The following is a 13,979-nucleotide window of genomic DNA, read 5'->3' as shown; positions in this document are numbered from 1 at the left end:
CGGGGGAGTTATGCACATCCTGTGGATCATCGTTCACGCGCTCTCCCCTTCGGGAGGCGGCGTGCCGCGGCCGGGCTCCCGGGTGACCTCGCCGTCGGCGACCGTGTAGGAGTTGCCGGTCAACTCGACCGGGACATCGGCGGGGACAGCCGCGGTGATGAGGACCTGCTCGGCCGGCGCGACCATCTCGGCGAGGCGGCGGCGGCGGCCCGCGTCCAGCTCGGCGAACACATCGTCCAAGATCAGCACGGGGTCGTCGCCGTCCGCGCGCAGCAGATCGAACGCCGCCAGGCGCAGCCCGAGGGCGAACGACCACGACTCCCCGTGGCTCGCGTACCCGCGCGCGGGCAGCTCGCCCAGCCGCAGGACGAGCTCGTCGCGGTGCGGGCCGACCAGGCTGACACCGCGTTCGAGTTCCTGCTTGCGCGACTCGGAAACACCCGTCAACAGCTGCTCGGCAAGCTGTGCACGGTCTGTGGACAACTCGACGTCGCCAAGCGAACTCTTGTAGAGAAGGTCGGCGTCGCCGCCACCGGGCGCGAGCGCCTCATACGCGCGGGCGACCAGGGGGCGTAGCGCCGCGACCAGCTCCAGCCGAGCGGCGAGCAGCTCGGCGCCGTTACGGGCGAGGTGCGAATCCCACACGTCGAGTGTGGCCAGGACCTCGGGTCCGGGGGACCTGCGGTGTGCTGCCGCGGACTTCAGCAGGGCGTTGCGCTGTTTGAGGACCCGGTCATAGTCGGACCGTACGCCCGCGAACCGCGGCGCGCGCGCGGTGAGCAACTCATCCATGAACCGGCGGCGCTCTCCCGGGTCGCCCTTCACCAGGGACAGGTCCTCTGGGGCGAACAGCACGGTGCGCAGCATCCCCAGGATCTCGCGCGGCCTGGGAACGGGGGAGCGGTTCAACCGTGCCCGGTTGGCCTTGCCCGGGTTGATCTCCAGCTCGATCAGCGCTTTGCGCTCGTCCTTGACCACTCCGGCCCGGACGATCGCCCTCGGCGCCCCCTGCCGGACGAGCGGCGCGTCGGTCGCGGCCCGGTGGCTGCCATGGCTGGCGACGTAGCCGATGGCCTCGACGAGGTTGGTCTTGCCCTGCCCGTTCGGGCCCACGAACGCGGTGACGCCCCGCTCAAGCGCGACCTCTGCGGTCGCGTATGAGCGGAAGTCCTGGAGCGAGAGGTGGGCGACGTGCACGGGACACGAGGGTAGAGCCTCCCGGCCGCCACGTCGGCCACAAGTCCCCCGCACATCCCTCCCTTAGGCGCACGTAACGTTCCGCCACGCCGTCCCGTACAGGCGTCCCACCAGACCGCAGGCCGCTCACAGCCAGGCGGACCGCCCTACGAGACCACCGCTGTACGGGGACGGCGCCGAGCATGACAGCGCGTTAGGCGGGAGGTGGGGTCGCGTCGGTGCCAGGAGCGCCGGCGCCCTTGGCCGACTCGACCGCGTGCCCTCCGAACTGGTTGCGGAGGGCGGCCACCACCTTCATCGCGGGGGAGTCGTCCTGCCGGGACGAGAACCGGGCGAAGAGGGACGCGGTGATCGCGGGTAGCGGCACCGAGTGGTCGACGGCGGCCTGGACGGTCCAGCGGCCCTCACCGGAGTCGTTGGCGTATCCACGGAGCTCGTCGAGCTGTGGATCGTCGGCGAGCGCCCGGTTCATCAGGTCGAGCAGCCACGACTTGATGACCGTGCCCTCCTGCCAGCTCCGGAAGGTCTCCGGCACGTCGGTCACCACGTCGCTGGCCTCGATCAGCTCGTAGCCCTCGCCGAACGCCTGCATCATGGCGTACTCGATGCCGTTGTGGACCATCTTCACGAAGTGCCCGGCGCCGACCTTGCCCGAGTGCACGAAGCCGAACTCGCCCTCGGGCTTCAGCGTCGCGAAGACCGGCATCAGCCGCTTCACGTCGTCGTCGCTGCCGCCGACCATGAGCGCGTAACCGTTCTCCAGGCCCCAGACGCCGCCGCTCACACCGCAGTCGACGAACCCGATGCCCTTGCCCGCCAACTCCTCGCCGTGCTTCTGGTCGTCCACATAGTGCGAGTTGCCGCCGTCCACGACGACGTCGCCGGATTCGAGCAGTTCCCCCAGCCTGTGGACGGTGTCGTGGGTCGGACCACCGGCCGGCACCATGACCCAGACCGCACGCGGCGCCGCGAGCCGTTCGACCAACTCCTCGATCGACCCGACGTCGCTCACGCCGGGATCGCGGTCGTAGCCCACGACGGTGTGACCGCCGCGGCGCAGACGTTCGGCCATATTGCCGCCCATCTTGCCCAGGCCGATGATCCCCAGCTCCATGCTCGACTCCCCTGTGCGTATGCGTAGACCTGCGAGGGTGGCCCCCCGCACGGGTGGGTCCCCCGATCTCCCCGAAAACCCCCGATATGCCTTTGTACCGTCCCTTACCCGGACGGTCGCACCTACCCGGACAGTCGCACGGGCATGATCAGGTAGCGGTAGTTGGGGTTCTCCCCGTCCTGCGGCGGCTTGCCGGTGAGCACGGCGGGCTTGGTCGGGGTCGTGAACGAGAGCCGGGCCGTGTCGGAGCCGATCGCCGACAGCCCGTCGAGCAGGAACCCCGGGTTGAAGGCGATGTCGATGTCGTCGCCCTCAAGCGTCGCCTCAAGCGCTTCGACGGCCTGGGCCTCATCCCCGGTCCCGGCCTCCAGCACGACCTCGCCCTGGCTGAACGAGAGCCGCACAGGGGTGTTCCGCTCGGCCACCAGCGATACCCGCTTGACGGCCTCGATGAACGAGCCGGTCTGGATCTCGGCCAGCCCCGCGTACTCGCTCGGCAGCAGCGAGCGGTACTTGACGAAGTCGCCGTCCAGCAGCCGCGAGGTCGTGCGGCGCCCGCCGCCCTCGAAACCGATCATCCCCTCGCCCGCGCTGCCCGCGTCCGTACCGGCGAGGGCGATGGACACCTCCGCGCCCGCGGTGAGCGACTTGGCGGTGTCGGCGAGGGTCTTCGCCGGGACGAGCGCCACTGCGGAGAAGTCCGGGCGCTCCGGCTTCCAGTGCAGCTCCCGTACGGCCAGCCGGTACCGGTCGGTGGACGCCAGGGTGACGGTCTCGCCCTCGATCTCCACCCGCACGCCCGTGAGCATCGGGATGGTGTCGTCCTTGCCCGCGGCGATCGCGACCTGCGCCACAGCGGCGGCGAACTCGTCGCTGCCCACAGCGCCGGCGGCCGGCGGCATCTCCGGCAGTGTCGGGTAGTCCTCCACAGGCATGGTGAGGAGTGTGAACTTCGCGCTGCCACAGCGGAGCATCACCTTCGCCCCGTCGGTCGTCACCTCCACAGGGTGGGGAGGCAGGCTGCGCGAGATCTCGGCGAGGAGGCGGCCGGACACCAGCGCGGTCCCCGGCTCCTCGACGTCGATGTCGGTGGACACCTGCGCCGAGACCTCATAGTCGAACGCCGACAGCTTCAGCCGGTCGCTCGCCTCGATGTGCATGCCGGCGAGGACGGGCACCGGCGGCCGGACCGGGAGCGTGCGTGCGGTCCAGGCCACGGCGTCGGCCAGGGCGTCTCTGTCGATGCGGAACTTCAAGGGGACCCGCCTCCTGCAGGTTTCAACAACGGTGAGCCGGACGGGGCCTGGTCGGGACGCTCGGAGCGCTTCATCCCCAGGCCCTAATTTGAGTTGAGATTTTTCTTGGATAGAGAAGTAGAGCAGTACTAGTCATAGGGGCGGTGGACAGTGTGGATATCCCTCGTTTTCCCAGGTGAGACCGTCTATCTTCGTCCACCGGTGCTGTGCATGACCGGTGGACGGCGCGGCGCCGCCTGAGGATGACGAGAACATCCCCACAGTCTGTCCTCACCTCATCCACCGGTTGTCCTCAGGTTGTCCGCAGGTTTTCCAGATGCTCGCGGGCACCCGGCGGCGACCGGGGCCGGCGGCGGGCGTCGTCCCCAGGGCGTCCCCAGGTCTTCCCCAGGTTGTCCACGGATTCGTCCCCATGATGCCGGGTGGTCGTCCCCAGGCGGTCCACAATCCATCCACGAGTCGTCCTCAGGTTGTCCGCAGGTTTTCCCCTGGTTATCCACCGGGATCCCCAGAGTTATCCCCAGGCTGTGTGTACAGAGCCCCTTCCGGATGGCCTGCGATACGCCCGCAAGGCCGCTTTTCTGGGCCTTTCTCACTGGCCGGGCGCGCGCCGCCGCCGACCCCCTCCGGGGCCCGTGTGAGGGGCGTTCCAAGGCCGTGCCCGAGGCGCGGGCGGGGCCGGTCAGCGCTTGCGCGCCTGATGCTTGATACGGCCCGTCAGCTCTGTGACCTGGTTATAGATGGCGCGGCGCTCGGCCATCAGCGACCGGATCTTGCGTTCGGCGTGCATCACCGTGGTGTGGTCGCGACCGCCGAACTGCTGCCCGATCTTGGGCAGGGACAGCTCGGTGAGCTCCCGGCACAGGTACATCGCGATCTGCCGTGCGGTCACCAGCATCCGGGACCGCGACGGTCCACAGAGGTCCTCGATCGTCGTCCCGAAGTACTCCACAGTCTGAGCCATGATCATCGCGGCGGTGATCTCGGGTCCGGAGTCGTTGGGGATGAGGTCCTTCAGGACGATCTCCGCCAGCTTCATGTCCACCGACTGGCGGTTGAGGCTGGCGAACGCCGTCACCCTGATCAGGGCCCCCTCCAGCTCGCGGATGTTCGTCGCGATCTGGGAGGCGATGAACTCCAGCACGTCCGGCGGCGCCGCCAGACCCTCCTGGCGGGCCTTCTTCTGGAGGATCGCGATCCGCGTCTCCAGCTCGGGCGGCTGGACGTCGGTCGTGAGCCCCCACTCGAACCGGTTGCGCAGCCGGTCTTCCAGCGTCACCAGCTCCTTGGGCGGCCGGTCGCTGGAGATGACGATCTGCTTGCTCGCGTTGTGCAGGGTGTTGAACGTGTGGAAGAACTCCTCCTGCGTCTGCTCCTTGCCCTCTAGGAACTGGATGTCGTCGACGAGGAGAATGTCGACGTCCCGGTAGCGACGTCGGAATCCGTCGGCCTTACCGTCGCGGATGGAGTTGATGAAGTCGTTGGTGAACTCCTCGGAGCTCACATAACGGACGCGTGCCCCGTTGAAGAGGCTTTGCGCGTAATGGCCGATCGCGTGCAGCAGGTGCGTCTTGCCCAGCCCAGAGTCGCCGTAGATGAACAGCGGGTTGTACGCCTTGGCCGGCTGCTCGGCGACGGCCACCGCCGCGGCGTGCGCGAACCTGTTGGACGACCCGATGACGAACGTCTCAAAGGTGTACTTCGGGTTGAGCCTCGCGTGCTCGGCCCCTGCGCCCTGAGCCGCGCCGGAACCGCCGCCCGGAGGCGGGGGTGGCGCCGCGCCCGTTCCGAGCCCGCCGCGGGGCTCACCGGGGCCGCGCCCTTCGCGCACGTCACGGTCACGGGGATCACGGTCACGAGAATCACGGTCGAGGTCGCGGTCCCGGTCGCGGGGATCCCGCCCATCGCGCGGCTCCCCCGATCCGCCAGGGGCCCCAGGACCACCGGGCCCGCCCGGACCACCTGGACCGACCAGGCCGGCCGCCGCGCCGGCCGCGCCGCCGCCTGGAGGACGTGTCTCACGCAGGTCGCCGGGGCCGCGCGACTCACCGGGCCCACGATGCTCGGCCGGCTCGCCCTCTCGGAAGGGGCTCTCACCGCGGTACTGCTGGTCTTGGCTCGGGTACATGTCCTCGGCATGGCCGAGCTGCCCCTCAGCGCCGGAATCCCCCTGGCCGAGGCCCGGACCGGCCCCAGGACCGCCGGGTCCACCAGAGCCCCCCTGACCGCCGGAACCGCCGGGACTGCCCGGGCCGCCGGGAGCATGTTGCGGCTCTCGGCCCTGCCCCTCGGAACGGCCGCCACGAAGCGGCCCAAGAGTGCGGTCGTTCAGATGTGAGGGTGCGTGCGGCTGCCGTCCTGGACGCTCGCCATAGCCGCCCTGATCGCTGTAGCCGCTCTGCTCTCCGTACCCCTCGGACCCGCCGACGCCCTGCCCTCCGCGTCCCGGGTAGCCCTGCCGTCCCTGTCCCTCGAACGGAGAACGTCCGCCGGGGCCCGCGCCGTACGCCGGAGGGCGGGTCGCCGCTCCCGGGTAGCCGCCGCCGTGTTCGCTGTCACGCTGCGGCCACCCGCGGTCGTCGTCGGCCGAGGGATATCCACCGTTCGCCCCAGGGCTGTGGGTAACTCCGGGCGGCTGGCGGTAGCCCTGGTCTCCGAAGCCGCCTTGTTCGGGATAACCACCCTGTTCCGGGTAGCCGGTCTGGTCGCCGTACCCCGGGTCCTTGTAGGGCTGCTCCGGGTAGGCGCGCTCGGTATAGGAGGGGTCGCCGTACGGCTTCTCCCCATAGGAACGGTCACGGTCGTCGTATGGACGCTCTCCTGTATAGGACGGCGCCGACTCGTGGTGTCCCTGCCCCTGTCCGGAGGCCGGCCCTGGGCCGGGGCCCTGTTCACCCGTCCCACCGGGGGGCTCCGGCTGGACGGTCACCGCAACGCGGATCTCCCTGCCCAGCTCATGCGACAGGGCCTGCGTGATCAGGTTGCGCAGCCTTGTTTCCAGGGCGTCCTTGGCGAATTCGTTCGGCGCGGCTAGGAGCGCCGTTCCCTCGACCAGCGCGAGCGGACGGACCATCGGCAGCCAGGCGCGGTAGCTCGGGGCGAGATCGCTCTCCGAGAGGGCCGTGAGGGTCCGGGCCCAGACCGATCCGAGATCCTGACCGTCCATGCGCAAGGTCCCCTCCCCAATACTCCGTGCCCCGGAGTGCCTGTCCGCCCGGCGTTTCCCACGGGTACGGCCCATCTCTGTGGGCACGCTCGCGCCGCGGGAGACTCACTCTCTCATGAGTTGTCCACAGAGTTGTCCACATGCTGTGTACGAACACGGGACGCCTGTGTAAAAGCCCATAGCGGAGGGGCTGGGCAGGTGGTGTCAGGGAATCCTCAGGTTTCCACAGCCGCCGAGCGGCGGGCCCTTAGAGGATCTGGAAGCCGGTTGAAGGACCACGAGAGTGGATCGGCTCGCCGGGCGACACTAACGCCCTGCGGCCCACCCCCGCAACACGATCAGGCCCATGCGACGGCTCGCGTGCCGACCCGCGCTGCCGGACCTGCGTGCCGGGCCTGCGTGCCGGGCCTGTGGTGGCGATGCGCTGTGGCGTGGTTCGAGGTGGGAGTGGGGGGGATTGGGCGATGCCGGTTCCGTTTGACCTGATGGGCTCGTAGCCCGTAACGTTCTGAGGTCGAGTCGCATCGATGGAAATGACGCGTGCCCGCCATCGGATCCTCACGGGTAGCTCGGGTGGGCCCCCGCTGCGGGGGACCAGACGCGGCCCTCGATGCGAGTACTCGCCCTCAAGCCACATCCGACCGCAGCACTGGAGCCTCTAGTGAGCAAGCGTACTTTCCAGCCGAACAACCGTCGCCGCCACAAGAAGCACGGCTTCCGGCTGCGGATGCGCACCCGTGCAGGGCGCGCCGTTCTCTCCGGGCGCCGCGGCAAGGGCCGCGCCCGCATCGCGGTCTGACCGACCCCTCACATGCTGCCGTCCGTACATCGGATGCGGCGGCGGGACGAGTTCACGCTGGCCGTCCGGCGCGGTCGCCGCGCCGGACGGCCAACTGTCGTGGTGCACCTGCTTCGCCGGGACGACGCCCGCGAACGGGCCGAGGCCACCGGGTCACCGGAACCGGCCCCGCCGCTCGTAGGCTTCATCGTGGCCCGCGCCGTGGGCAACGCCGTGATCCGCAATTCGGTCCGGCGCAGGCTCCGGCACCTCATGCGCGGGCACCTCGACCGACTCCCGGGGGGTAGCCTGCTCGTAGTGCGCGCCAACCCCGCCGCGGGAACGGCGCGCCACGACGAACTGGCCGCGGATCTGGAGTCGGCGCTCGACCGGCTGCTGCGGCCGGCGTCCAAGGGGCGGAAATGACGAGTCGGCCAGGGGGTGCCATGCCCTTGGAGCAAGCGGCCCGGGGCATCAGTCCCGCGGCCGGTGCGCTGATTCTCCTCGTCCGCGCCTACCGCCGCTTCTTGAGTCCCCTGCTCGGGCAGCAGTGCCGCTTCCAGCCCAGCTGTAGCGCGTACGGCCTGGAGTCCCTCCAGGTGCACGGCGCGTTGCGGGGCACGTGGCTGACGGCCCGTCGAATCGGCCGGTGCCATCCCTTCAACCGAGGCGGGTACGACCCGGTGCCGCCGCGGAAGGACGCGCCAGCGCCCACGATGACCTCCGGCCGCGAGGAGAGCGGCCCCGCCCCAGCAGAGTCCAAGGAGCTGCCCGGTGCTTGATTGGCTGTACCAGATCGTCGCTCAGCTCATTGTGTGGATGCACACTGGCCTGAGCACCGTCGTCCCCAAGAACAGCGGATGGGCCTGGGGCGGCTCGATCATTCTGCTCACCGTCCTGCTCCGGCTGGCGCTCGTTCCGCTGTTCGTCAAACAGATCCACGCCTCGCGCAAGATGCAGGAGCTGAACCCCAAGGTCCAGGCCCTGCGCAAGAAGTACAAGAACGACAAGCAGCGGCTCAACCAGGAGGTCATGAAGCTCTACCAGGAGAACGGCGCCAACCCGCTCTCGGGCTGCCTGCCGATCCTGGTGCAGATGCCGGTGTTCATCGGTCTCTTCCAGGTCCTCAAGCGGATCTCGGACGCCAAGCCCGGTCACGGCGTCTTCGCCGTCACCCCGGAGCTGGTCAAGAGCGCCCAGGAAGCCAACATCTTCGGCGCGCACATCCCGGACACCTTCCTCAACGCCTGGGGCAGCGACCCTAAGACGTGGAGCGCGATCGTCATCACCGGCATCGCGGTGGTCATCAGCTCCTGCACGACGTTCTTCACCGTCCGGTCGAGCATGAAGCGCCAGCCGGTCAGCGACGATGCCAACCCGATGATGCAGGCGCAGAAGATGATGGTCTTCCTGGCGCCGCTGTTCGGCCTCTTCGGGCTGGGCTTCCCGCTGGGCGTGCTCATGTACTGGGTGACGTCCAACAGCTGGACGCTCGCGCAGCAGCACTACATCTACTCCAAGTACCCGCCGCTCAACGCCGCCGCCCCGGCCGGGGACGCCGCCAAGGGCAAGAACGCCAAGGACGGCACGCCGTCCACGGGGTTGAAGGCGAAGCTGAAGAAGGAGCCGGAGCCGGAGCCCGAGCCCGAGCCGAAGGCCAAGGTCGTCCGCAACCAGCCGGCCCGTAAGCCGCGCAGCAAGCGCAGCGGCAGCCAGAAGCGCTAGTTTGAACCCCGGCCCTTGTCGAAGAAGGAGATCCCGTTGAGCCAGACCGACACCACCGAGGTCGACGTCCAGGCGCTCGAGGCCGAAGGCGAGATCGCCGCCGACTACATCGAGGGTCTGCTCGACATCGGTGACTACGACGGCGACATCGACATGGACGTCGAGGGCGAGCGTGCGATGGTCGCGGTCGTCGGCGCGGCCCTGGACGAGCTGGTCGGCAAGCGCGGTGAGGTCCTGGAGGCTTTGCAGGAGCTGACCCGGTTGGCCGTGCACCGGCAGACCGGCAACCGGACCCGGCTGATGCTCGACGTCGGCGGCTACCGCGAGCGCCGCCGCGCCGAGCTGACCAAGCTCGGCGAGGACGTCTCCGACGAGGTCAAGCAGGGCTCCGAGCCCAAGCCGCTGGCCCCGATGACCCCGTTCGAACGCAAGATCGTGCACGACGCGGTCGCCGCGGCCGGCCTGCGCAGCGAGTCCGAGGGCGAGGAGCCCGACCGCTACGTGGTCGTCTACCCCGCCTGACGAACGACGCCGACGGCCCCCGCACCCGATGGGTGCGGGGGCCGTCGGCATTCCACTCGTGACCGGACTTCCCGGATCGACCTCAGATCACCGTTGCCCGGTGCTCGGGTGGACGCCGGAGGTTCATGTGCGGCGTCGGCGTGCCGGTGCCAGCGTTCGAGGGATCGGCGTCAGCGCTGGCGGGGGACGCGGCGTTCGTCGGGCTGGATGGGCGGAGGGTTGACGTGGGCCGGGTCTTGCGCGATCGCCGGATCCTGCGCGACCGCGGGGTCCTGTGCGGAGGCGTTCCGGGTGGTGCGCCTCGGGGGCGCCTGGCGCTCGACCACACGTTCGACCACCGGCTGCCGTTCATGGGGTCGCTCGGGGACGACCCCCTCGGGCTCGTCCCCGAGGACGGGCGCCTCATCGACGATCTGACCCGCCCGGCGGCGCCGCGGTCGCGTGTACAGCAGGGTGAACCCCAGGCTGACGACGCCGACGAGGATGAGGATCCAGCCGACCACCTCGATGTCGACGCCGCTGAGGTCGACGCGGAGGGCGAAGGCGAGGATCGCTCCGATGGCGATGAAGGCGAGACTGACTCCGATTCCCATGGCTCCGAAGCCTCCTTCCAAAGGGAGGGCAGACTCGTCCTCCTCTACCCGGGCGACGGCGATTATGCGTGGGCCCGCCTGTAGCCCGAGCCACACCTCGGTGACGGGCCGGACCTCGTGACGGGCCGCACCTCGGCGGTGGGCCGCACTCGGCGGCGGGCCGGACGGCCGCGTGTACGCCGCCGTGGGTTTTTTGTGGAACGATTCGTTCGGTGGGGATCGCACTAGAGGTTTTCGGTGACGCGCTGCCTGTCGCGGAGCGTTACGCGGCGTTTCTCGCCGATGCCGGGGTCGAGCGTGGGCTGATCGGACCGCGGGAGGCCGATCGCCTCTGGGAACGCCATCTGATCAATTGCGCGGTGGTGGCCGAGGCCATCCCGGAGGGGGCCACGGTCGTCGACATCGGTTCGGGTGCCGGCCTGCCCGGCATCGTGCTGGCGATCGTCCGGCCCGATCTGTCGATCACGCTCCTGGAGCCGCTGCTACGCCGCACCACGTTCCTCAACGAATGCGTCGGCATGCTGGAGCTGCCGAACGTCGAGGTCCGCCGCGCCCGAGCCGAGGAGGCGGCCAAAGACCTCTCGGTGGACGTCGCCACGGCGCGTGCGGTGGCGCCACTGGAACGCCTTGCCAAATGGGCGCTCCCGCTGCTGCGGCCGGGCGGCGAACTCCTCGCCCTCAAGGGCGAGCGCGCCGCGGCCGAGCTGGACGAGGCACAGCCGGTTCTCCAGCGTTTCGGGGTCCGGACGGCCGAACTGCTGCAAGTCGGGCGCGGTAAGGTCGACCCGCCGACAACGCTTGTCCGTGTGGTAGCCGAACGCGCGCCCCGCCGCACAAAGGGCTCGAGGAAGAGGTCTTCATGAGCACGGGACCAGGACTGGGCTGGCCTGACCGCGCCAACGAATCCCCCGACGACCAGCTGACCGGCCTGGGCTGGCCCGGAGGCGAGGGGGAAGACGAGGGCGAGGGCGAGGCCGCCGGGGCCGAACCCGAGGCCGTCCGGGGCGAGACCGGATCGGGGACGGGGGCCGCCCCCTCCGGGCACGCGATGTGGGGGAACACGACGTCCGGCACCGCGGAGAACGTCGGCTACGTTCCGACGAACGGGGGCAGACAGCAGCCGCCGGGTCCGCGTAAGGGACCATCTCAGGGGGAGTCAGAACTCGTGCGCGAGGCGCTCAAGGACGCCAAGGTTTCACAAGAAACATCGGGGGCCGCACTCAAGGTGATGTCGGGCCGCCGGGAACAGGAATGGCCCCGGCCCGCCAGTTGCCGGATCGTCACGATCGCCAACCAGAAGGGCGGCGTGGGCAAGACCACCAGCTCGGTGAACCTCGCCGCCTCGCTCGCGATGCACGGCGCCCAGGTGCTCGTGGTCGACCTCGACCCGCAGGGGAACGCCTCGACCGCCCTCGGCGTCGAGCACCACGCGGAGATCCCGTCCATCTACGACGTGCTGATCGAGGACATGCCGCTCGCCGAGACCGTCGTCGCGGCCACCGACATTCCCAACCTGTTCTGCGCTCCGGCGACCCTCAACCTGGCCGGCGCAGAGATCGAACTGGTCTCCAAGGTGGCGCGGGAGTCGCGGCTGCGCCGCGCACTCGAGGCGTACGAGACCGACAACTTCGACTACGTGCTGATCGACTGCCCGCCGTCGCTCGGCCTGCTCACCGTGAACGCCCTGGTCGGCGGCGACGAGCTGCTGATCCCGATCCAGTGCGAGTACTACGCGCTGGAGGGGCTCGGACAGCTCGTCCGCACCGTCGACCTGGTCAAGGCCCACCTCAACCCCAGGCTGAACGTGTCCACCATCCTGCTCACGATGTACGACGCCCGCACCAGGCTCGCCGCCCAGGTGGCCGAGGACGTCCGCTCCCACTTCGGCGATGTGGTGCTGAACACCGTGATTCCGCGCAGTGTCCGGGTCTCCGAGGCGCCCAGCTATGGACAGTCCGTCATGACGTACGACCCCGGTTCGAGCGGCGCCCTCGCCTACAGCGAAGCCGCGTCCGAGATGGCCCACCGCAACACCGAGGCGGCCAAGTGAGCCAGCAGCGACGCGGCCTGGGCAAGGGACTCGGCGCGCTCATTCCGCCCGCGCCGCCCGCGCCGCCCGCGCCGGAACCCGGCATTGTCGGCGAACCGGGATATCCGAGCGGCCCCAACGGCGCCGGCTCCGATGGTTCGGCCGCCCCGTCCGCCGCCGCGGGCCCGGAGTTGCAACCGGTCACCGGAGCCCACTTCGCCGAGGTCCCGGTGAAGGCCATCCGGGCCAATCCCCGGCAGCCGCGCGACTACTTCGAGGACGGTCCGCTCGAAGAGCTGGCCGATTCGATCCGGATCGTTGGCCTGCTCCAGCCGATCGTCGTCCGCGCGATCGTGTCGGACGAGTTCGAGTACGAGATCATCATGGGCGAGCGCCGCTGGCGCGCCTCCCAGCTCGCCGAGCTGTCCACGATCCCCGCGATCGTGCGGGACACCGACGACAACGACATGCTCCGTGACGCGCTCATGGAGAACCTGCACCGCCAGCAGCTCAACCCGCTGGAGGAGGCGGCGGCCTACCAGCAGCTCCTGGAGGACTTCGGCGCCACCCACGAGCAGCTCGCCACGCGCATCGGCCGGTCCCGGCCGCACATCACCAACACCCTGCGCCTGCTGAAGCTGCCGTCCGCCGTTCAGACCCGGGTGGCCGCCGGTGTGCTGTCCGCCGGCCACGCCCGCGCCCTGCTGTCGCTCGACAGCGTCGAGGCGCAGGAGCACCTCGCCAAGCGCATCGTCGCCGAGGGCCTCTCCGTCCACGCGGTCGAAGAGATCATCGCGATGCGCGAGGTCGAGGAGGGGCCAGCCGCGCCCCGCCAGGGCCGCGCGAAGAAGAGCGTCGCGCCCGCCCTCAGCCAGCTCGCGGACCGGCTCTCCGACCGCTACGACACCAAGGTCCGCGTCGACCTGGGCCGCAACAAGGGCAAGATCGTGGTGGAGTTCGCCACCCTGGAGGATCTGGACCGCATCATCAAGTCGATGGCGCCGGACGAAGAGGGCGTCTCCGACATCGACGAGCTCTGATCACCTTCTCCAACCACCACCAACGCCCCGGAGCCCGGACGGTCCGGGGCGTTCGTGCGCCCATCCATGTTTCACAGGAAACCTCTCCCCCGTACCCGCGGAGCCTTCCCCCACCTTGGAAGCCTCGCCGCGCTTCCTGGGGGCACCGTCCCAAGCCCAGCGACCAGCGACCGGCAGGACTTCGGCGACCGGCGGGACTTCGGCCGTACTGACGGCACCCGACACCGTCCCCTGAATCCGGCGCTGTAGAGGGTTGGCGTACAGGCGAACCTCGGCGAGCGGCGGACGCGCGCAGCGGCGCCACGAACCATCACCAAGATCACCGACGGCACCGGTCGGCTGTCCTCTTCGTTTGACCGTGTGAGCTCCCGCGGCCCGCTCCGTGGTGACTGCTCTCCGTCTCATGGGGGACATTCACCTCGGCATCCGGCCTTCTTGGGTTGGGGGCGTCAGGGAACGGTATGGCGGCATACATCCCCCAGACCTTGTGTGGTGATGGCCGGTCGCCTGCCAGCCGGCGAAGCGCCGAACAGGCTCCCTCGCGGTCAAGTGCCCCAGC

13 protein-coding genes are annotated in these 13,979 nt (G+C 69.7%); 8 read left to right on the top strand and 5 right to left on the bottom strand.

The features are described 5' to 3' along the window. Nucleotides 1-33: 33 nt before the first annotated feature. The 4 genes from recF to dnaA all read right to left on the bottom strand — a co-directional run bounded on the left by recF (nt 34) and on the right by dnaA (nt 6,733). Complete coding sequence (recF, locus tag QP090_RS15030) at nt 34-1,197, bottom strand: DNA replication/repair protein RecF (RefSeq protein ID WP_285939481.1); 1,164 nt, start codon at nt 1,195-1,197, stop codon at nt 34-36. A 193-nt stretch (nt 1,198-1,390) separates the two neighbouring features. Continuing rightward, entirely contained in the window at nt 1,391-2,311 is a 921-nt protein-coding gene (gene gnd, locus QP090_RS15025) for a phosphogluconate dehydrogenase (NAD(+)-dependent, decarboxylating) (RefSeq protein WP_285939480.1), read from the bottom strand. A gap of 122 nt (nt 2,312-2,433) precedes the next feature. Further along, nucleotides 2,434-3,567: a DNA polymerase III subunit beta gene (dnaN, locus tag QP090_RS15020; RefSeq protein ID WP_285939479.1), complete on the bottom strand. Its 1,134-nt coding sequence runs from the start codon at nt 3,565-3,567 to the stop codon at nt 2,434-2,436. Nucleotides 3,568-4,249: 682 nt separating this feature from the next. After that, nucleotides 4,250-6,733 carry a chromosomal replication initiator protein DnaA gene (gene dnaA, locus QP090_RS15015; protein ID WP_285939478.1) on the bottom strand — a complete coding sequence of 828 codons (2,484 nt, stop codon included), beginning with the start codon at nt 6,731-6,733 and terminating at the stop codon, nt 4,250-4,252. A 661-nt stretch (nt 6,734-7,394) separates the two neighbouring features. Here dnaA and rpmH point away from each other — a divergent pair. From rpmH to QP090_RS14990, 5 genes are read left to right on the top strand one after another with little or no spacing between them, the layout of a single operon-like run. After that, the gene (gene rpmH / locus QP090_RS15010; protein WP_285939477.1) at nt 7,395-7,532 is read left to right on the top strand and encodes a 50S ribosomal protein L34; all 138 of its coding nucleotides are present in this window, start codon (nt 7,395-7,397) and stop codon (nt 7,530-7,532) included. 12 nt (nt 7,533-7,544) lie between these two features. Next, the gene (gene rnpA, locus QP090_RS15005) at nt 7,545-7,937 is read left to right on the top strand and encodes a ribonuclease P protein component (RefSeq protein WP_285939476.1); all 393 of its coding nucleotides are present in this window, start codon (nt 7,545-7,547) and stop codon (nt 7,935-7,937) included. A gap of 20 nt (nt 7,938-7,957) precedes the next feature. After that, nucleotides 7,958-8,293, top strand: a complete 336-nt coding sequence (gene yidD, locus QP090_RS15000; protein ID WP_285939475.1) for a membrane protein insertion efficiency factor YidD — start codon at nt 7,958-7,960, stop codon at nt 8,291-8,293. After that, nucleotides 8,286-9,236, top strand: coding sequence for a membrane protein insertase YidC (yidC, locus tag QP090_RS14995; RefSeq protein WP_285939474.1), 951 nt, complete (start codon nt 8,286-8,288; stop codon nt 9,234-9,236). The genes yidD and yidC overlap by 8 nt, the downstream gene beginning before the upstream one ends. Nucleotides 9,237-9,272: 36 nt before the next feature. Further along, on the top strand, nt 9,273-9,758 hold the full coding sequence (locus QP090_RS14990) for a Jag family protein (protein ID WP_285939473.1): 486 nt from the start codon (nt 9,273-9,275) through the stop codon (nt 9,756-9,758). Between the two features lie 170 nt (nt 9,759-9,928). On the opposite strand, the gene QP090_RS14985 is transcribed toward QP090_RS14990, so the two are convergent. Then, nucleotides 9,929-10,351, bottom strand: coding sequence for a DUF6458 family protein (locus tag QP090_RS14985; protein WP_285939472.1), 423 nt, complete (start codon nt 10,349-10,351; stop codon nt 9,929-9,931). A 212-nt stretch (nt 10,352-10,563) separates the two neighbouring features. Here QP090_RS14985 and rsmG point away from each other — a divergent pair, with 212 nt between their 5' ends. From rsmG to QP090_RS14970, 3 genes are all read left to right on the top strand, one after another. Continuing rightward, on the top strand, nt 10,564-11,214 hold the full coding sequence (rsmG, locus tag QP090_RS14980; RefSeq protein ID WP_285939471.1) for a 16S rRNA (guanine(527)-N(7))-methyltransferase RsmG: 651 nt from the start codon (nt 10,564-10,566) through the stop codon (nt 11,212-11,214). 365 nt (nt 11,215-11,579) lie between these two features. Then, nucleotides 11,580-12,401 carry a ParA family protein gene (locus tag QP090_RS14975; protein WP_285940086.1) on the top strand — a complete coding sequence of 274 codons (822 nt, stop codon included), beginning with the start codon at nt 11,580-11,582 and terminating at the stop codon, nt 12,399-12,401. Further along, the gene (locus QP090_RS14970; RefSeq protein ID WP_285939470.1) at nt 12,398-13,420 is read left to right on the top strand and encodes a ParB/RepB/Spo0J family partition protein; all 1,023 of its coding nucleotides are present in this window, start codon (nt 12,398-12,400) and stop codon (nt 13,418-13,420) included. Before QP090_RS14975 ends, QP090_RS14970 begins: the two co-directional genes overlap by 4 nt. The last annotated feature ends 559 nt before the right edge of the window (nt 13,421-13,979 follow it).

Origin of the sequence: Actinomadura xylanilytica (assembly GCF_030283145.1) — a bacterium.
Lineage (GTDB): Bacteria > Actinomycetota > Actinomycetes > Streptosporangiales > Streptosporangiaceae > Spirillospora > Spirillospora xylanilytica.
Note: the sequence above shows the minus strand (reverse complement) of the source record. Positions and strands in the feature narration are given on the sequence as shown.